The sequence below is a fragment of the Gordonia marina genome (genome assembly GCF_052036135.1).
In the GTDB taxonomy this organism is placed as follows: Bacteria; Actinomycetota; Actinomycetes; order Mycobacteriales; family Mycobacteriaceae; genus Gordonia.
On record NZ_JBPSDN010000007.1, the window covers coordinates 119,724 to 137,135 of the forward strand.

General features: G+C 68.6%; 14 protein-coding genes. 11 read left to right on the top strand and 3 right to left on the bottom strand.

All coding sequences use genetic code 11. The features are described from left to right. Positions 1 to 51 precede the first annotated feature (51 nt). From ACSEEN_RS06245 to ACSEEN_RS06265, 5 genes are all read left to right on the top strand, one after another. Positions 52 to 1,272 (top strand): branched-chain amino acid ABC transporter substrate-binding protein, encoded by a 1,221-nt coding sequence (locus ACSEEN_RS06245; protein ID WP_247863952.1) that lies wholly within the window; start codon positions 52 to 54, stop codon positions 1,270 to 1,272. Between the two features lie 76 nt (positions 1,273 to 1,348). After that, the gene (locus ACSEEN_RS06250) at positions 1,349 to 2,395 is read left to right on the top strand and encodes a branched-chain amino acid ABC transporter permease (protein WP_247863951.1); all 1,047 of its coding nucleotides are present in this window, start codon (positions 1,349 to 1,351) and stop codon (positions 2,393 to 2,395) included. Further along, positions 2,392 to 3,621, top strand: a complete 1,230-nt coding sequence (locus ACSEEN_RS06255; protein WP_247863950.1) for a branched-chain amino acid ABC transporter permease — start codon at positions 2,392 to 2,394, stop codon at positions 3,619 to 3,621. Before ACSEEN_RS06250 ends, ACSEEN_RS06255 begins: the two co-directional genes overlap by 4 nt. Further along, on the top strand, positions 3,618 to 4,592 hold the full coding sequence (locus ACSEEN_RS06260) for an ABC transporter ATP-binding protein (RefSeq protein ID WP_247863949.1): 975 nt from the start codon (positions 3,618 to 3,620) through the stop codon (positions 4,590 to 4,592). Before ACSEEN_RS06255 ends, ACSEEN_RS06260 begins: the two co-directional genes overlap by 4 nt. Next, positions 4,576 to 5,358 (top strand): ABC transporter ATP-binding protein, encoded by a 783-nt coding sequence (locus ACSEEN_RS06265; protein WP_247863948.1) that lies wholly within the window; start codon positions 4,576 to 4,578, stop codon positions 5,356 to 5,358. Before ACSEEN_RS06260 ends, ACSEEN_RS06265 begins: the two co-directional genes overlap by 17 nt. A 169-nt stretch (positions 5,359 to 5,527) precedes the next feature. Here ACSEEN_RS06265 and ACSEEN_RS06270 read toward each other — a convergent pair whose 3' ends face one another. After that, a complete protein-coding gene (locus ACSEEN_RS06270) occupies positions 5,528 to 7,165 on the bottom strand; it encodes an HNH endonuclease signature motif containing protein (RefSeq protein WP_440712654.1) in 1,638 nt (545 codons plus the stop codon). A 259-nt stretch (positions 7,166 to 7,424) separates the two neighbouring features. Here ACSEEN_RS06270 and polA point away from each other — a divergent pair, with 259 nt between their 5' ends. The 5 genes from polA (at position 7,425) to ACSEEN_RS06295 (ending at position 14,215) form a co-directional block, all read left to right on the top strand. Beyond that, entirely contained in the window at positions 7,425 to 10,196 is a 2,772-nt protein-coding gene (gene polA / locus ACSEEN_RS06275) for a DNA polymerase I (protein ID WP_440712655.1), read from the top strand. Positions 10,197 to 10,374: 178 nt separating this feature from the next. Continuing rightward, a complete protein-coding gene (locus tag ACSEEN_RS06280; protein WP_298441597.1) occupies positions 10,375 to 11,445 on the top strand; it encodes an isocitrate/isopropylmalate dehydrogenase family protein in 1,071 nt (356 codons plus the stop codon). A gap of 124 nt (positions 11,446 to 11,569) precedes the next feature. Further along, positions 11,570 to 12,469 (top strand): ABC transporter substrate-binding protein, encoded by a 900-nt coding sequence (locus ACSEEN_RS06285; RefSeq protein WP_440712676.1) that lies wholly within the window; start codon positions 11,570 to 11,572, stop codon positions 12,467 to 12,469. A gap of 28 nt (positions 12,470 to 12,497) precedes the next feature. Continuing rightward, positions 12,498 to 13,436, top strand: a complete 939-nt coding sequence (locus ACSEEN_RS06290) for an amino acid ABC transporter permease (protein ID WP_247863944.1) — start codon at positions 12,498 to 12,500, stop codon at positions 13,434 to 13,436. Positions 13,437 to 13,462: 26 nt separating this feature from the next. Further along, positions 13,463 to 14,215 (top strand): amino acid ABC transporter ATP-binding protein, encoded by a 753-nt coding sequence (locus ACSEEN_RS06295; protein ID WP_440712677.1) that lies wholly within the window; start codon positions 13,463 to 13,465, stop codon positions 14,213 to 14,215. A gap of 112 nt (positions 14,216 to 14,327) precedes the next feature. Here the strand turns inward: ACSEEN_RS06295 and ACSEEN_RS06300 are convergent, their stop codons facing one another. After that, on the bottom strand, positions 14,328 to 14,891 hold the full coding sequence (locus ACSEEN_RS06300; RefSeq protein WP_440712656.1) for a DUF1990 domain-containing protein: 564 nt from the start codon (positions 14,889 to 14,891) through the stop codon (positions 14,328 to 14,330). Further along, on the bottom strand, positions 14,888 to 15,727 hold the full coding sequence (locus tag ACSEEN_RS06305) for a class I SAM-dependent methyltransferase (RefSeq protein WP_298441590.1): 840 nt from the start codon (positions 15,725 to 15,727) through the stop codon (positions 14,888 to 14,890). The genes ACSEEN_RS06300 and ACSEEN_RS06305 overlap by 4 nt, the downstream gene beginning before the upstream one ends. Before the next feature lie 127 nt (positions 15,728 to 15,854). On the opposite strand from ACSEEN_RS06305, the gene rpsA reads away from it, so the two are divergent. Continuing rightward, positions 15,855 to 17,315, top strand: a complete 1,461-nt coding sequence (gene rpsA, locus ACSEEN_RS06310) for a 30S ribosomal protein S1 (RefSeq protein WP_298441588.1) — start codon at positions 15,855 to 15,857, stop codon at positions 17,313 to 17,315. The last annotated feature ends 97 nt before the right edge of the window (positions 17,316 to 17,412 follow it).

Genomic DNA, 17,412 nt, shown 5'->3' on the forward strand with positions numbered 1-17,412 from the left:
AGCGGATGACCTCTCGGCGCCACGCCGGGTCACAGCAGAAGAGGTTTCGATATGCCGAGGTTGAATTCGCGGCGTCACGTCCGGACGGCCGCCGTCGCGGCGGCACTGGCCGGGGTCATGGCCCTGTCCGCGTGCGGCGACAAGTCCACCGACACGGCGTCCTCCGGCTCCGGCCTGGAGATCACGCCGCTGGCCCAGATCGACACGCAGGGCAACGAGCAGCAGGCCGTCGCCGAGAACCAGGCGCTGGATCCGGCGGGAGACGGCAAGGCGCAGTGTCCCGAGACGACGCTCGCGCAGATGGGTGCGCTGACCGGCGCGGACGCGGCGCTCGGTATCAACATGCGCGACGGCGCGCAGCTGGCCGTCGCGCAGCACAACGCGGCGAACCCGAACTGCAAGATCGTGCTCAAGACCTTCGACACCGAGGGCGATCCGCAGAAGGCGACGCAGGTGGCGCCGCAGATCGTGAACGACAAGTCGATCGTCGGACTCATCGGCCCCGGCTTCTCCGGAGAGACCAAGGCCACCGGCGGCGTCTTCAACCAGGCCGGTCTGGTCGCGGTCACCGCCTCGGCCACCAATCCGGCGCTGTCCGGCAACGGCTGGAAGACCTTCTTCCGCGGCCTCGCCAACGACGACGTCCAGGGTCCCGCCGTCGCCAGGTACCTGACCGGGAAGCTCGGCAAGACCAAGGTCTGCGTCGTCAAGGACGACACCGAGTACGGTGCCGGGCTCTCGCGGGCGATCGTGGCGACACTCGGCTCGGCGAACGTGGCGTCGTGCCAGGGCGAGGTGAAGAAGGGGGAGCGCGACTTCGCGGCCCTGATCTCGAAGATCACCGCCGCCAAGCCCGATGCGGTCTTCTTCGCCGGCTACTACGCCGAAGCCGCTCCGCTCGCGCAGCAGCTGAAGACGGCGGCACCGGACATCACCTTCGTCTCCGGTGACGGCGCCAACGATCCGCAGTTCATCAAGCAGGCGGGCGACTCCGCGAAGGGCGCCTACCTGTCGTGCCCGTGCGGCCCGGCGCCGAGCAAGTTCAAGACCGAGTACACCGACAAGTTCAAGCAGGCGCCCGGCGTCTACTCGGTGGAGGCCTACGACCTCGCGTCGATCCTGATGAAGGGCATCGCCGAGGGCAAGCGCACCCGCGCGGAGCTGCTGGAATACGTCCGCACCTATTCCGGGGTCGGCCTGGCCCGCGCCTACGAGTGGCAGCCGAACGGTGAGCTGAAGTCGTCGCTCATCTGGATGTACGAGGTCAAGTAGCGCCGGAGACCCCGGTGCGCACGGACATCACCGCCCGGGCGCACCGGGGTCTGCCACCCGAGTCCGAAAGGGACGCATGATCGTGCATTCCCTGGCCGGCGCGACGACCTCGCTGGCCAACGCGACCATCGGCTTCGATCTCGGTTCCCTCCGCGAGGGATTCTGGAACCTGACGATCGAGGGCCTGGCCTACGGTTCCGTGTACGCGCTGGTGGCCTGCGGGTACACGCTGGTCTACGGCGTGCTCCGGCTGATCAACTTCGCGCACTCCGAGGTCTTCATGCTCGGCATGTTCGGCGTCTACGTCGGTCTGCTGGTCCTCGGCTTCACCCCGTCCGGCGACACCTACGACGTCGGGACCCTGGCGACCGTCGGCTTCCTCGCCGTCGCCGGGCTGATCGGCATGGCGGTCTCCGGCACGGTGGCGGTCGGCGTGGAGTTCATCGCCTACCGGCCGTTGCGACGGCGCAACGCCAAGCCGCTGGCGTTCCTGATCACCGCGATCGGCATGTCGTTCGTGCTCCAGGAACTGGTGCACTACGTGCTGCCGAAAGTGCCGTCGAATCCGCCGCTCGGCGGGTCGAGCGCGCAGCCGGCCATCCGGCTCGTCGCCCCGAAAGAGCAGTTCTCGGTGTTCGGCGCGTCCGTCTCGAACGTGACGCTGATCGTCATCGTGTCGGCGCTGGTCCTGGCGGCGGGCACCGACCTGCTGATCAACAAGACCCGGCTGGGCCGCGGCATCCGGTCGGTGGCGCAGGACCCGGACGCGGCGATGCTCATGGGTGTCTCGCGGGGCCGGATCATCACCGTCACGTTCCTTCTCGGCGGTCTGCTGGCCGGAGCGGCGGCGTTGCTCTACACCATGCGGTATCCCAACACGGTCATCTACTCCGGCGGCTTCATCCTCGGCATCAAGGCGTTCTGCGCGGCGGTGCTCGGCGGCATCGGCAATGTGCGCGGAGCCCTGCTGGGCGGCCTCCTGCTCGGTGTGATGGAGAACTACGGGTCGGTGGTCTTCGGCAACCAGTGGAAGGACGTGGTGGCGTTCGCGCTGCTGATCCTGGTGCTGATGTTCCGGCCGACGGGCATCCTCGGGGAGAAGCTCGGGAAGGCGCGAGTATGAACCAGCACAGCGGCCCGGCGGCCGATTCGCGCGGATGGGTGCGGGCGCTCGGCGCGCCCGGCGACCGGATCCGGGAGTGGTGGGACGCGCTGCCGCGGCCCGCCCAGTGGGCGGTGGGCGTGGTGGCCTTCGGACTGCTCGCCCTGCTGCCGGTGATCAAGCCGCCGCTGATCACCACTACGGCGACCGACTTCGGCGCGACGATGGCGCAGTTCGCGATGGTCGCCCTGATCGCGATCGGTCTCAACGTCGTCGTCGGGCAGACCGGACTCCTCGACCTCGGCTACGTCGGCTTCTACGCGGTCGGCGCCTACGTGGTCGCGCTGCTGACCAGCCCGGCGAGCCCTGTGTGGAACAGCCCCGACCACGGCATCTTCTCCGGACCGTGGGCGTGGCTCGCCTGCGTGCCGCTGGCCATCGTGATCACCGGTGTCACCGGCGTGATCCTCGGCAGCCCGACGCTGCGCGTCCGCGGCGACTACCTGGCGATCGTGACGCTCGGCTTCGGTGAGATCGTCCGATTGCTCGCCGACAACCTGAGCGACGTCACCAACGGCCCGGCAGGTCTGCAGGGGGTGCTGTTCCCCGAACTCGGCACCAGCGCCCGGCATCCCGACGGCGTGTTCGCCAGTTCCAACAACTCCGGGCTCCTCAGCTACGGCGTGTGGTGGTACTGGCTGGGTCTGGCACTGGTGGTGCTGGTACTGCTGATGATCGGCAATCTGGAACGCAGCCGGGTGGGCCGGTCGTGGGTGGCGATCCGGGAGGACGAGGACGCCGCGGAGATCATGGGTGTGCCGACCTTCAAGTACAAGCTGTGGGCGTTCGTGATCGGCGCCGGGATCGGCGGACTGTCCGGTGCCGTCTACGCCGGGCAGGTGCAGTACGTCGACCCGAAGGCGTTCACCGTGATCAACTCCATGCTCTTCCTCTGCGCGGTGGTCCTGGGCGGCCAGGGCAACAAGCTCGGGGTGATCGTGGGCGCGTTCATCATCGTGTACCTGCCGGCGCGGGTGCAGGGCGTGCAGGTGGGTGAGCAGTCGCTCGGCGACTACAAGTACCTGTTCTTCGGTCTCGCTCTGGTGATCCTGATGATCTTCCGGCCGCAGGGCCTGTTCCCGGTCCGGGCGCGGCTGATCACCTTCGGGCGGCGAGTGTATGCGGCGGTCCTCCGGGTGCCGCCGTCCCCGGAGAACCGGCCCGGTGGCGAGGAGGCGAACGCATGAGCAGGCACGCCGCGGACGACGACGCCGCTTCGTCCGTGCCGGGTATCGAGTCACCGGCCGAGCAGGTGGCCGAGGCGCTGGCCGATCCCGAGGCCACCGTCGTCCTCGACCCGGCCGCGGTCGACGCCGAGCTGGCCGATCCACGCGCGGTGGCGCGGGCCGTCGCCCCGCACCGCGACATCGCGGTCACCGAAGGCGCGGTCCTTCTGGAGGTGGCGGGTCTGACCGTCGAGTTCGGCGGACTCGCCGCCCTCGACGATGTCACGTTCGAGATCCGGCGCGGCGAGATCCTCGGTCTGATCGGCCCGAACGGCGCGGGCAAGACGACGTGCTTCAACGCGATCACCGGCGTGTACACCCCGACACGCGGCACCGTCGTGTTCGACGGGGCGCCGCTGGGCAAGGTCAAACGGCACCAGATCACGCGCCGGGGAATCGCGCGGACCTTCCAGAACGTCCGGCTCTGGGGCGAGATGACGGCGCTGGAGAACGTGTGCGTCGGCACCGACGCCCGGCACAAGACGTCCGTGTGGGGTGCGATCTTCCGCTCGCCGCGGCTCTACCGCGAGGAACGTGACGCCGTCGACCGGGGCATGGCGCTGCTGGAATTCGTCGGGATCGGCGCGCGGGCCGCCGAGAAGGCGTCGAATCTGCCGTACGGCGATCAGCGGCGGCTGGAGATCGCGCGTGCCCTGGCGACCGAGCCGAAGCTGCTGTGCCTGGACGAGCCGGCGGCCGGCTTCAATCCGAGCGAGAAGTCGGCGCTGATGGACCTGATCATGAAGATCCGCGACGACGGCTACACCGTCCTGCTCATCGAGCACGACATGCGCCTGGTGATGGGCGTGACCGACCGGATCGTCGTGCTCGAGTTCGGCCGCAAGATCGCCGAGGGCACGCCGGCGCAGGTCCGCGAGAATCCCGCGGTGATCGCGGCCTACCTGGGGGTGCCCGATGACGAACTCGAATGAATCCGGCCGCGGCGCGTCGTACCCGGCCGCCGGTGCTTCGGACGGTCCGCCGGTGCTCGAGCTGCGCGACGTGGTGATCGGCTACGGCCGGATCACCGCCCTGCACGGTATCTCGCTGCGCGTCGACCGGGGCGAACTGGTGACCCTGCTCGGCGCGAACGGCGCGGGCAAGTCGACGACGATGCGCGGGATCTCCGGGCTCAACAAACTGACCAGCGGGGAGATCTACTTCGAGGGGGCGCGGATCGATGGGCTCTCGACGCACCAGCGCGTCGCGCGCGGCATCGTCCAGGTACCGGAGGGCAGGCACATCTTCCCGGGCATGACGGTGCTGGAGAACCTCGACATGGGTTGCTACGGCCGGAGATTCGAGTCCAAGGCCGCCTACGGTGAGGCGCTGGACCGGGTCTTCGAACTCTTCCCCCGGCTCGGTGAGCGGCGCAAGCAGTACGGCGGCACCATGTCCGGTGGGGAACAGCAGATGCTGGCCATCGGCCGGGCGCTGATGGCCAGGCCCCGCCTCCTGTTGCTCGACGAACCGTCGATGGGCCTGGCGCCGATGGTGATCAAGCAGATATTTTCGATCATCGCCGAGATCAATGCCGCCGGCACCACGATCCTGCTCGTCGAGCAGAACGCGCAGCAGGCGCTGAGCCGGTCCGATCGCGGCTACATCCTGGAGACCGGTTCGATCACCCTCGAAGGCCGCGGCCGCGACCTCCTGCACGACCCCGCCGTCCGGGAGGCGTACCTCGGCGTCGCCTGAATGTCGGCCGCAGGTGGCGAAGTCCGATCGAGTGCTCCGCGGGCGCGGTATGGAATTGTCAAAGAACACACACCCGCCCCGTCCTGAGGCGAGTCGATGCCGGTGTCTGTCGCCGGCCGACGAAGGTGCTGCGCGCACGACTTGGTGTCGTCGGGTCGATAGGCCGGGGTCAGGCCGCCTGGGCGGCGTGCGGGAGGTCGGTCAGTGTTCGTCGTGCATGCGATCGGAGCGGTGCGGGTCGTCGACCCGGGCTGCCCGGGTCGGCGGGCGGCCGGAACCACGGGTGGCGGTCCGGGCCGAGGAACACCTCCCATCCGGTGTGGTGGATCAGCACGTGGTGCATCCGGCAGAGCAGGACGCCGTTGTCGACGCTGGTCTCGCCGCCCTCTTTCCACTCGGTCATGTGGTGGGCATCGCACCAGGATGCCGGACGTCCGCAGCCTGGGAAGGCGCAACCGCGGTCGCGCGCCCCGAGCGCCTTACGCAGGCGTGGCGGGAAGAGCCGCCGCGTGCGTCCGACGTCGAGTGGGGCGCGCTCGTCGTCGACCGTGACGTCGGTGGCGGTGCAGTCGCACGAGATCAGGTCGGCAGTAGCCGCAGTGATCGGCCCGGCGAAACCCAGAATGTCGACGGAACCGCCCTCGGCGGTGTCGTCCGCTGAAGAGTAAACGATCGGGGTGTCGCCTCCGCTGAGAATTGGCCGGATGAGCGTGACGTGCGGGAGCACGCCGCCGGAGGTCGGGCGTTCACTGCCGGAGAGGTACGTGCGGAGGATCTGCCCGAAGGCGTCCGCGCGACGCCGGCTTGCCGAACGCGGGTCCGGTGAGCCGTCGGGCCGGGGGACCGGGCGGCACAGGGGGTCGAGGGCAGCATGGAGTTCCTCACCGGTGACGACGTCCACGTCGAGGGTTGCAGTGATGCGTCCTTCGTCGTTCTGGTGCAGGGTCATCTCATTGAGATCGTGGTTCTCGGCGACCGGGATCGCGGCGGGATCGGCCTCCCCGGCGGCCGGGGTGAGCGCGATCGCGATCTGGCGGGCGCGGGTCTCGATCTCGCGCGGCGTCGTCTGCACCATCAGGCTGGCGACGATCCGGCCGCGTTCGTCGTGGTCCACTGCTGATTGAACTGCGCCCGTGCGGCCGGCGATGTGCGCGATTCCCCTGACCACGGCGTCGGCGTGCTCGATACTCAGCGCGCCGTCGCGCAGAGCGTTGGCCACGGGGGCAAGGCCTGCGGCCGCGCGCCCGACGCGGGCGGCGCGACACGCCGCGGCCGGTGCGACACCGAGTTCGGTCAGCAGTTGGGCACCGTTCTTGAGCCGCTTGCGGGCCGGTATGGCCAACCGCTCGGCGGCTGCGCTGGTCTGGGCCAGCAGGTAGGCGGCGACATTGCCGAGCCGGACCGCCGCGACCATGACGGCGAGTATCGCGTCATCGTCGACGGTCATGCGCGTCTCCGAGAGCAGCCGGCCGAGCGAGTCGGTGCCGGGATCGGTGCCGACCGTGAGGTCGTCGATGAGGTGGTCGGCGAACTCGGTGAGTGTGGTGGAGTCCATGGTGTGTTTCCCTCCCTCGCTGGCAAGGTGGCTTTCTGGCTGGTGCCTGGTTCCATGATGACTCCACTGAGCATAGGAACATATGTACGAATTCTCTAAATATTCAGGATCTGCTTTGGAGGTCTCGGAAATGGTGTTTATGCAGGTAGATATGTAGAATTGAGTATTGCTTGGCCCTCGAGCGGAGGGTCCGAGCATTGCCGGGGCCACCGCGCGTCGGCGGAAGTGGCGGACGTCGATCGATGCCGTCACCGCCCTGGAGACGTGAGTGCTGACGGCTTTGTCGGAGGTGCGTGCTGAAATCAGTCATGGATGAGATCAGAGCGCCGGGGGAGTGATTCTCTACACGTGACGACGGTTCGCCCGCGGTGGAAGTGCGGTTTGGCGCGGAGACCGTCTGGCTAGGATCTGATGGTCGGCCTGCTGGTGCGAATGTCGGCGGAGGGAGTCGAATGAATCCCGTGGCTGCGCCCGTGGGGCGTCGTCGGACCCCCTCACTACACTTCAACACGTGACTCCTGCGCAGACGTCGACCAACGCCACCACCCGCGGAAAGAAGGAGCAGCGGCCCACGCTGATGCTGCTCGACGGCCATTCGCTGGCCTACCGGGCCTTCTTCGCGTTGCCCGCCGAGAACTTCAAGACCAACACCGGGCAGTCGACCAACGCGGTGTACGGGTTCACCTCGATGCTGATCAATCTGCTGCGCGACGAGGATCCGTCCCATATCGCGGCGGCCTTCGACGTCTCCCGGCAGACCTTCCGGTCGGAGATGTTCCCCGACTACAAGGCGCAGCGGTCGTCGTCGCCGGATGAGTTCCGCGGCCAGGTCGACCTGACCAAGGACGTGCTCGACGCGATGGGCATCCCGGTGATGGCCATCGAGAACTACGAGGCCGACGACATCATCGCGACACTGGCGACGCGCGCCGACCAGGAGGGTTACCGCGTGCTGGTGGTCACCGGTGACCGCGACTCGCTGCAGCTGGTCAACGACAACATCACCGTCCTCTACCCGAAGCGCGGTGTCTCCGAGCTCACCCGGTTCACGCCGGAGGAGGTCGAGAAGAAGTACGGTCTCACCCCGTCGCAGTACCCGGACTTCGCGGCGCTGCGCGGCGACCCGAGTGACAACCTGCCCGGCATCCCCGGCGTCGGCGAGAAGACGGCGGCCAAGTGGATCCGCGAGTACGGCTCGTTCGAGGAACTGGTGAACCGCGCGGACGAGGTGCGCGGCAAGGTCGGCGACTCGCTGCGGGAGAACCTCGCCGCGGTCATCATGAACCGCCGCCTCACCGAACTGGTCCGCGATATGGATCTGCCGGCCGGACCCGACGACCTCGCTCTGCACGCCTGGGACCGCGACCGCATCCACCGGCTCTTCGACGACCTCGAATTCAAGGTCTTGCGCGACCGGCTGTTCTCCACCCTCAGCAGCGTCGAACCCGAGGCGGAATCCGGTTTCGAGGTGAGCGGCACGCGATTGGGCGCCGGGGAGGTCGCCGCCTGGCTCGACGCCCACGCGCGCACCGGCCGCAGCGGTCTCGCGGTGACCGGACCGCAGCGCGTCGTCGACTCCGAGCCCACCGGCATCGCGATCGCGGCCGCCGACGGCGAGGCCGCCTTCGTCGACCCGATCACGCTGACCCCGGAGGACGACGCCGCCCTCGGCGCCTGGCTCGCCGACCCGGAGCTCGGCAAGGCCGTCCACGAGGTCAAGTGGGCGTTCCACGCGCTCCGCGGCCGCGGCTGGACGCTGGCGGGCGTCACCTCCGACACCGCGCTCGCCGCCTACCTGGTGCGACCCGGGCAGCGGACCTTCAATCTCGACGATCTCGCCCTGCGCTACCTGCGGCGCGAACTCAAGGCCGATACCGCCACCGATGACGGCCAGCTGTCGCTGCTCGACAGCGAGGAAGACGACCTCGCGGCGTCGAACCAGCTCATGCTGTCGGCGCAGGCCGTCGCCGAACTCGCCGACACCCTCGACACCGAACTCGAACGCATCGAGTCGGTGCCGCTGCTGCGGGACATGGAGCTGCCGCTGGCGTTCGTGCTCGCCGAGCTGGAGGCCGCGGGCATCGCGGTCGACGTCGAGCACTTCCAGACGCTGGAGCGCGAGTTCGCGCAGCGCGTGCGCGACGCCGCGGAGTCGGCGTACGAGGTGATCGGGGAGCAGGTGAACCTCGGTTCGCCCAAGCAGCTCCAGGTGGTCCTCTTCGACAAGCTCGGCATGCCGAAGACCAAGAAGACCAAGACCGGCTACACCACCGACGCCGACGCCCTGGCCTCCCTGTACGAGAAGACCGAGCACCCGTTCCTCAAGTACCTGCTGGAGCACCGCGACGCCACCCGGCTGAAGGTGACCGTCGACGGTCTGCTGAAGACGGTCGCCGACGACGGCCGCATCCACACGACCTTCAACCAGACGGTCGCGGCCACCGGCCGCCTCAGCTCCACCGAGCCCAATCTGCAGAACATCCCGGTCCGCACCGACGCCGGGCGCCAGATCCGCGGTGGGTTCGTGGTCGGCGCCGACCGCCCCCTGGGCTCGTCGTCCCGCCCCCTGAGCTCCGTCGAAGGGTACGACTGCCTGATGACGGCCGACTACTCGCAGATCGAGATGCGGATCATGGCGCATCTGTCCGGCGACGAGGGCCTGATCGAGGCCTTCAACTCGGGCGAGGACCTGCACAATTTCGTCGGCTCCCGGGCGTTCGGGGTGTCGATCGACGAGGTGGACCCGCAGATGCGCTCGCGGGTCAAGGCCATGTCGTACGGGCTGGCGTACGGTCTGTCCGCGTACGGGCTGGCCGCGCAGCTCGGGATCGGCCGCGAAGAGGCGCGCGACCAGATGGAGATGTACTTCGCCCGCTTCGGCGGTGTGCGCGACTACCTGCACGAGGTCGTCGTCGAGGCCCGGCGCAAGGAGTACACCGAGACGATGTTCGGCCGCCGCCGCTACCTGCCGGATCTGAACTCCGACAACTTCCAGCGCCGCCAGGCCGCCGAACGGATGGCGCTCAACGCCCCCATCCAGGGCACCGCCGCCGACATCATCAAGGTGGCGATGATCAACGTCGCCCGCCGGATCACCGCCGAACAGCTGACCTCCCGCATGCTGCTGCAGGTGCACGACGAGTTGGTGATCGAGGTCGCCGCCGGCGAGCGAGACCGGATGGAACACCTGGTGCGCGAGGAGATGGGCAGCGCGATCGAACTGTCCGTCCCGCTCGACGTCTCCGTCGGTTTCGGTCGTTCCTGGGACGACGCCGCCCACTGACGCCACCCCGCGCCCCGCGCCTCGGGCGCGAAAGTGAAGCTCCGGGATCTGTTGCCCATATCGGGTCACAGATCCCGGAGTTTCACGTCTACCTTCTCGATGGACAGGAGACCGTCGCGTGTTCGGCGGCGCGCACCTGTCGGGCGCCGGCCCTCGGCGGCCCGGCTACGCTACCGCCATGCGCACCGACGACGTCCTGAACTGTGCTGTCCTGGTCGGCGACGGGATCGGGCCCGAGGTGGTCCCGGTCGCGCTCGATACCGCCGAGCGGGCACTGGCCGCGCAGGGGATCACCCTCGCACCGGAGTACCTGCCGTTCGGGCGCGATGCCATCGACAGCCACGGCGGTGCCCTGCCGGAGAGCACCCTGGCGGCGCTCGACGGCCACGAATTCATGGTCGTCGGACCGCACGACTCGGCGTCGTATCCGGGGGAGCACCGGGGCGGGCCGGCACCTGGTGCGGTGCTCCGCAAACGGCTCGGCCTGTACGCCAATCTCCGCCCGGCACAAGCGATTCCGGGAATCCCGGCGACGGCGCCCGACATCGATCTGTTGATCGTCCGGGAGAACAGCGAGGGCCTCTATGCCGATCGCAACATGGCCGTCGGCTCCGGCGAATTCATGCCGACGCCCGACGTCGCGCTCGCGGTCGGGCTGATCACCCGGCAGGCCAGCGAGCGCATTGCCGAGCGGGCCTTCGAGGCGGCGCGTGCCCGTCGCGGGCACGTCACCGTCGTGCACAAGGCCAACGTCCTCAAGCTCACCACCGGACTGTTCCGGGACGCGTGCTACCAGGTGGCACAACGCTTTCCGGACGTGACGGTCGATCAGCAGCACGTCGACGCGATGGCCGCGCTCCTGGTGCGGCGCCCCGCCGACTTCGACGTCCTCGTCACCGAGAACCTCTTCGGCGACATCCTGTCCGACCTGGCCGCCGAACTCGCCGGATCGCTGGGTCTCGCGTCGTCGATCAACGCCTCCGACACGCAGGTGATGGCGCAGGCCGCGCACGGTGCGGCGCCGGACATCGCCGGCCGGAACGTCGCCGATCCGATCGCGATGATCGGCTCGGTGGCCTCGGCGCTCGACTGGTACGCCGCCGCGCACCGCGACCGGCGATTCGCGGTGGCCGGCGCGTCGATGCGGGCGGCGATCTCGGCGACCGTCCGCGCGGGGGTGGCGACTCCTGACGTGGGCGGTACCGCGTCAACCGCCGAGTTCCATGAACGGCTGCGCGAGGTCCTGTAGTTTCACTTACCGGCCTGTAGTTTCACTTACCGGCAACGATCAAGAAACGTCCGGTACGGGAGACTGTCCGGACGGGACAACAGTGGGGCGCGGCCGCCGGTCGCCGGGAGAGGTGGTTCGATTGCTGCGCGAACGGCTCAGACGGGGCAGATGGCTCGGTGCGCTGGTCGCCCTCTCGGCGGTCCTGCTCGTCGCGGGCTGCACCAACGACGAATCGGCGCTCGACGTCAAACCGATCTCGGTGACGGTGGCCAAGCAGCCGGAGATCGCGGCGCTGGTGCCCGCGCCGATCGCCAAGAGCGGAGTCCTGCGCGTCGGCACCAATCCGCCGTACCAGCCGAACGAGTTCAAGGACCGCAACGGCAACATCATCGGCTACGACGTCGACCTGATGAAGGCGATCGCCCAGGTCCTCGGCCTGCGCGCCAAGTTCTTCGAGTCCGACTTCGACAAGATCATCCCCGCCCTCCAGTCGGGCACGTACGACGTGGGCATGTCGTCGTTCACCGACTCCAAGGAGCGCGAGAAGCAGGTCGACTTCGTCACCTACTACAGCGCGGGCGTGCAGTGGGCGCAGCGGACCGGCGGCAAGGTCGACCCGGACAACGCGTGCGGGCTGCGCGTGGGCGTGCAGTCGACGACGGTGCAGGACACCGACGAGGTGCCCGCCAAGAGTGCGGCATGTGTCAAGGCGGGTAAGCCCGCGATCATCAAGATGAAGTTCGACAGCCAGGATCAGGCGGTCAACGCGCTGCTCCTCGGCCAGGTCGATGCGATCTCCGCGGACTCACCGGTCACCGCGTACGCCATCAAGAAGACGCAGGGCCAGCTCGAGGCGGTGGGGCCGATCTACGACGCCGCGCCGTACGGGTTCCCGGTCGCGAAGGGCTCGTCGCTGGGGCCCGCCCTGCAACAGGCCGTGCAGTACCTGATGGATCACGGCTACTACGAACAGATCTCGAAGCACTGGGGTGTGGAAGACGGAATGATCCAGACCTCGGTGATCAACGGAGCGGAGTCATGACCATGTCCACCTCGCGAGGGGAGCGCCGATGAGCGCAGAGAAGCCGGCCGGTGACGTCGCGGTGACCGGCGGCGATCCGGCCCCGATCAAGGCGGTGCCGCTGCGTCATCCCGGGCAGTGGATCGCCGCCGCGGTGATCCTGGTGCTGGTCGGGTTGTTCGTCTACGGTGCCGCCACCAACGACGCCTACAAGTGGCACACCTACGCGCGGTACCTGTTCGACACCCGGATCATCGAGGCCGCGGGCTGGACCCTGGCCCTGACGGTGTGCGCGATGGTGATCGGCGTGGTCCTGGGCGTGATCTTCGCCGTCATGCGGCTCTCGCCGAACCCGGTGCTGCGGACGGTCGCGTGGGTGTACCTCTGGGTCTTCCGCGGCACCCCGGTGTACGTGCAGCTGGTGCTGTGGGGCCTGTTCGGCTCCATCTACAAGCAGATCGATCTGGGCGTTCCGTTCGGTCCGCAGTTCTTCCACATCGACGTGCAGTCGCTCAACGCGGCGTTCCTGTTCGCCATCATCGGCCTGGGCCTGAACGAGGCGGCCTACATGGCCGAGATCGTGCGTGCCGGCATCTCGTCGGTCGGCGAGGGGCAGATGGAGGCCTCGGTGGCGCTCGGCATGACCTGGTCGCAGACCATGCGCCGGGTGGTGCTGCCGCAGGCCATGCGGGTGATCATCCCGCCGACCGGCAACGAGCTGATCAGCATGCTGAAGACGACGTCGCTGGTCACCGCGGTGCCGTTCTCGCTGGAACTCTACGGCCGCTCGCGCGACATCTCCGGCGTCAACTTCCAGCCGATCCCGATGCTGCTCGTCGCGTCCACCTGGTACCTGGCGGTGACCAGCCTGCTGATGATCGGCCAGCACTATCTGGAGAAGCACTACTCGAAGGGCGCCAGCCGCATGCTCAGTGACCGTCAGCTCGAAGAGCTCGCGCAGGCCGAGACGTTGGAGGGCGGCCGATGAGCACCGCACATGACGCCGGCTCGGCGATGGTGTCCGCGGAGGGCGTCTGCAAGAGCTTCGGTGCGCTGCAGGTGCTGCGCGGCATCGATCTGCAAGTCGCCCACGGCGAGGTGGCGTGCCTCATCGGGCCGTCCGGTTCGGGCAAGTCGACGTTCCTGCGCTGCGTCAACCACCTGGAGAAGGTCAACGCCGGCCGGCTGCGGGTCGACGGCGAGCTGATCGGCTACCGCGAGCGCGCGGGCAAGCTGTACGAGATGAGCGCGAAGGACGCCGCCCGCCAGCGCCGCGACATCGGGATGGTCTTCCAGCACTTCAACCTCTTCCCGCATCGCACGGTGCTGGCGAACGTGATCGAGGCGCCGATGCTCGTCAAGGGCACGTCCCGCGACGAGGCCGTCGCCCGCGCCGAGGACCTGCTGTCCAAGGTCGGGCTGGCGACCAAGGCCGACGCCTACCCGGCGCAGCTGTCGGGCGGCCAGCAGCAGCGCGTCGCCATCGCCCGCGCGCTCGCCATGGACCCCAAGCTGATGCTGTTCGACGAGCCGACCTCCGCGCTCGACCCCGAACTCGTCGGCGACGTCCTCGCCGTCATGCGCGACCTCGCCAAGGCCGGGATGACGATGCTGGTCGTCACGCACGAGATGGGCTTCGCCCGCGAGGTCGCCGACCAGCTGGTGTTCATGGCCGACGGCAAGGTCGTCGAACGCGGTGACCCGCGCGAGATGCTGGAGAACCCCCGGCACGACCGCACCAAGACCTTCCTGTCCAAGCTCCTGTAGGACGTCGCCGGACGCGACAACCGGCCATTGACCGCGACAGCCGGCGAGGAAGCGACATGCGCGGTCGTCGCGTCGACACGAGGTGTCGCGCCTGTCCGACTGCTGTCGCGAACTACGCCGGCGGCGGTGCGACGATCAGCGAGCGCGCGTACCGGTCGGTGACCACCCGCTGCACGAACCGCGCGACCGGTGCGCCGAGGCGAGCCAGGCGCGAGACGTGGCGGGAGAATCCGGTCAGCTCGAACCGGACGGTCCCGTCCTCGTCGAGGGCGACGGCGAAACGCTCCTCACCGCACTCGGGGTGGCCGGGCAGCGTGCCGTAGGAGAACGCCCGCAGCGACGGCGCCTCGGTCACGTCGAGCACCCGGACCGGTCCGGTCATCCGCAGCGGGCCCACCCCGACGCCGACGGTCGCGACCGCGCCGGGAGCGATACGCGGCGACGACGCGCACACCCGGATCCCGGAGCGCAACTGCACCTGCCAGGTCAGCAACGCCTCGCCGGCCGTCGCGAAGGCGTCGTCCCCGTGCCCGATCACCACGCAGCGGTACAGCCCGTGGAAACCGGTGGGCACCGCGCCGCCGCACGCGGCGCCCACCGCGGAGTAGGTGAACGGCGCGGCACCGAGGGCGCGGACCCGGTCCGGCCCGAGCGTTCCCGGGCGGCGGGTCGTCACCGCGGAACCTCCGGCTTGTGGCAGCAGAAGATCGCGGTGCCCGGGAAGTACGACCCGCGCAGCGGAGACCACTGGCCCCACTCGTCGTCGAGATCCTCCGGCCACTCCGGCTCGACGACGTCGTCGAGTACCAGCCCGGCGGCGACGATCTCCCGGACGCGGTCGCCCATGGTGCGGTGGTGCTCGACGTAGCTGACGCCGCCCGCGTCGTCGGTCTCGGAGTACGGCGTGCGGTCGAAGTACGACATCTTCACCACCAGCCCCTCCGGTCCGGGATCGTCGAGGAACATCCACCGCATCGGATGGTTGGTGGCGAAGACCCAACGACCGCCGGGCCGCAACACCCGCGCGACCTCGCGCATCACCCGCGCCGAATCGGCGACGAAGGGAACGGCACCGAACGCCGAGCAGGCGAGGTCGAACGACGCGTCGGCGAAGGGGAGTCGCTCGGCGCCGGCGAGGACCAACCGAACGCGGCGGGTGTCGCGGCTCATCGCCGTCACCGCGTGCGCCAGCATCCCCGCCGACACGTCCAGGCCGACGACGTCCGCGCCGCGGGCGGCCAGCCAGCGCGCGCAGGGTGCCGCGCCGCACCCGATCTCCAGCACCGCGCGCCCGGCGACGTCGCCCAGCAGGTGGACGTCGTCCTCGCGGAGTCGTTCGGGACCCCACACGAAGTCGCCGCCGGGGACGTCGTTGCCGAGGAAGACGCCGTGCTCGGCCTGGTAGTCGTCGGACTCGGCATCCCACCACGACCTGCTCGCCGATTCGCTGGTGGCCGAATCGATGGCGCCCAGGACACGCGGCGGGCGGGCGGGGGCGGGATCGGTACTCATCGGGACCGATCCTAGTGCCCGGCCCCATTTGTGCAGTTCATCCCGGGGGAGTAACCTTGCTGGGTGCGTGTGTTCGATTGCACGCACTCCATCCACTACTACATACCTGTCCGGAGCCACTCAACACATGTCGTCCCCCACGATCACCTCGCCGCAAGTAGCCGTCAACGATATCGGCTCGGCTGAGGACTTCCTCGCTGCCATCGACTCCACGATCAAGTACTTCAACGATGGCGACATCGTCGAAGGCACCATCGTCAAGGTCGACCGTGACGAGGTTCTGCTGGACATCGGCTACAAGACCGAGGGCGTCATCCCCTCGCGTGAGCTGTCCATCAAGCACGATGTCGACCCGAGCGAAGTCGTCGAGGTCGGCGACGAGGTCGAAGCACTTGTTCTCACCAAGGAGGACAAGGAAGGCCGCCTCATCCTGTCGAAGAAGCGCGCTCAGTACGAGCGTGCCTGGGGCACCATCGAGGAGCTCAAGGAGCGTGACGAGGCCGTCAAGGGCACCGTCATCGAGGTCGTCAAGGGCGGCCTGATCCTGGACATCGGCCTGCGTGGCTTCCTCCCGGCGTCGCTGGTGGAGATGCGCCGCGTGCGCGACCTGCAGCCGTACATCGGCAAGGAGGTCGAGGCCAAGATCATCGAGCTCGACAAGAACCGCAACAACGTGGTCCTGTCGCGCCGTGCCTGGCTGGAGCAGACCCAGTCCGAGGTCCGCAGCGAGTTCCTCAACAAGCTGGCCAAGGGTCAGGTCCGCAAGGGTGTCGTCAGCTCGATCGTCAACTTCGGCGCGTTCGTCGATCTCGGCGGCGTCGACGGCCTGGTGCACGTCTCCGAGCTGTCCTGGAAGCACATCGATCACCCGTCCGAGGTCGTCGCCGTGGGCGACGAGGTCACCGTCGAGGTGCTCGACGTCGACATGGACCGCGAGCGCGTGTCGCTGTCGCTCAAGGCCACGCAGGAAGACCCGTGGCGTCAGTTCGCCCGCACCCACGCGATCGGTCAGATCGTGCCGGGCAAGGTCACCAAGCTGGTGCCGTTCGGTGCGTTCGTCCGCGTCGAGGAGGGCATCGAGGGCCTGGTGCACATCTCGGAGCTGGCCGAGCGCCACGTCGAGGTGCCGGATCAGGTCGTCGCCGTGGGCGACGACGCGATGGTCAAGGTCATCGACATCGACCTGGATCGCCGCCGTATCTCGCTGTCGCTGAAGCAGGCCAACGAGGACTACACCGAGGAGTTCGACCCCTCGAAGTACGGCATGGCCGACAGCTACGACGAGCAGGGCAACTACATCTTCCCCGAGGGCTTCGATCCCGAGACCAACGAATGGCTCGAGGGCTTCGACGCGCAGCGTGAAGAGTGGGAAGGCCGCTACGCCGAGGCCGAGCGTCGCCACAAGATGCACACCGCTCAGATGGAGAAGTTCGCCGCCGCGGCCGCCGAGGCCGACAACGCGGGCGACTACTCCAGCTCGACCGGTTCGTCCTCGTCGTCGTCCAGCAGCTCGGCTCCGGCCGGCGGCTCGCTGGCCAGCGACGAGCAGCTCGCCGCCCTGCGCGAGAAGCTGACCGGCGGCAACTGAGCGGTCCACAGCGCCCTGAGCCGTTGACCGCTCCCTGAGCTGTTGATCGCTCTCTGAGCCTGTCGAAGGGAAATCCCCCGCACCGAGAGATCGGTGC

What these genes read in the sequence shown, in the direction of transcription:
- ACSEEN_RS06260 (WP_247863949.1), top strand. Translation starts at nt 3,618, where the DNA reads ATGAGCAGGCACGCCGCGGACGACGACGCCGCTTCGTCCGTGCCGGGT.
- ACSEEN_RS06280 (WP_298441597.1), top strand. Translation starts at nt 10,375, where the DNA reads ATGCGCACCGACGACGTCCTGAACTGTGCTGTCCTGGTCGGCGACGGG.
- ACSEEN_RS06245 (WP_247863952.1), top strand. Translation starts at nt 52, where the DNA reads ATGCCGAGGTTGAATTCGCGGCGTCACGTCCGGACGGCCGCCGTCGCG.
- ACSEEN_RS06255 (WP_247863950.1), top strand. Translation starts at nt 2,392, where the DNA reads ATGAACCAGCACAGCGGCCCGGCGGCCGATTCGCGCGGATGGGTGCGG.
- ACSEEN_RS06250 (WP_247863951.1), top strand. Translation starts at nt 1,349, where the DNA reads ATGATCGTGCATTCCCTGGCCGGCGCGACGACCTCGCTGGCCAACGCG.
- ACSEEN_RS06305 (WP_298441590.1), bottom strand. Translation starts at nt 15,727, where the DNA reads ATGAGTACCGATCCCGCCCCCGCCCGCCCGCCGCGTGTCCTGGGCGCC.
- ACSEEN_RS06295 (WP_440712677.1), top strand. Translation starts at nt 13,463, where the DNA reads ATGGTGTCCGCGGAGGGCGTCTGCAAGAGCTTCGGTGCGCTGCAGGTG.
- rpsA (WP_298441588.1), top strand. Translation starts at nt 15,855, where the DNA reads ATGTCGTCCCCCACGATCACCTCGCCGCAAGTAGCCGTCAACGATATC.
- ACSEEN_RS06265 (WP_247863948.1), top strand. Translation starts at nt 4,576, where the DNA reads ATGACGAACTCGAATGAATCCGGCCGCGGCGCGTCGTACCCGGCCGCC.
- ACSEEN_RS06290 (WP_247863944.1), top strand. Translation starts at nt 12,498, where the DNA reads ATGAGCGCAGAGAAGCCGGCCGGTGACGTCGCGGTGACCGGCGGCGAT.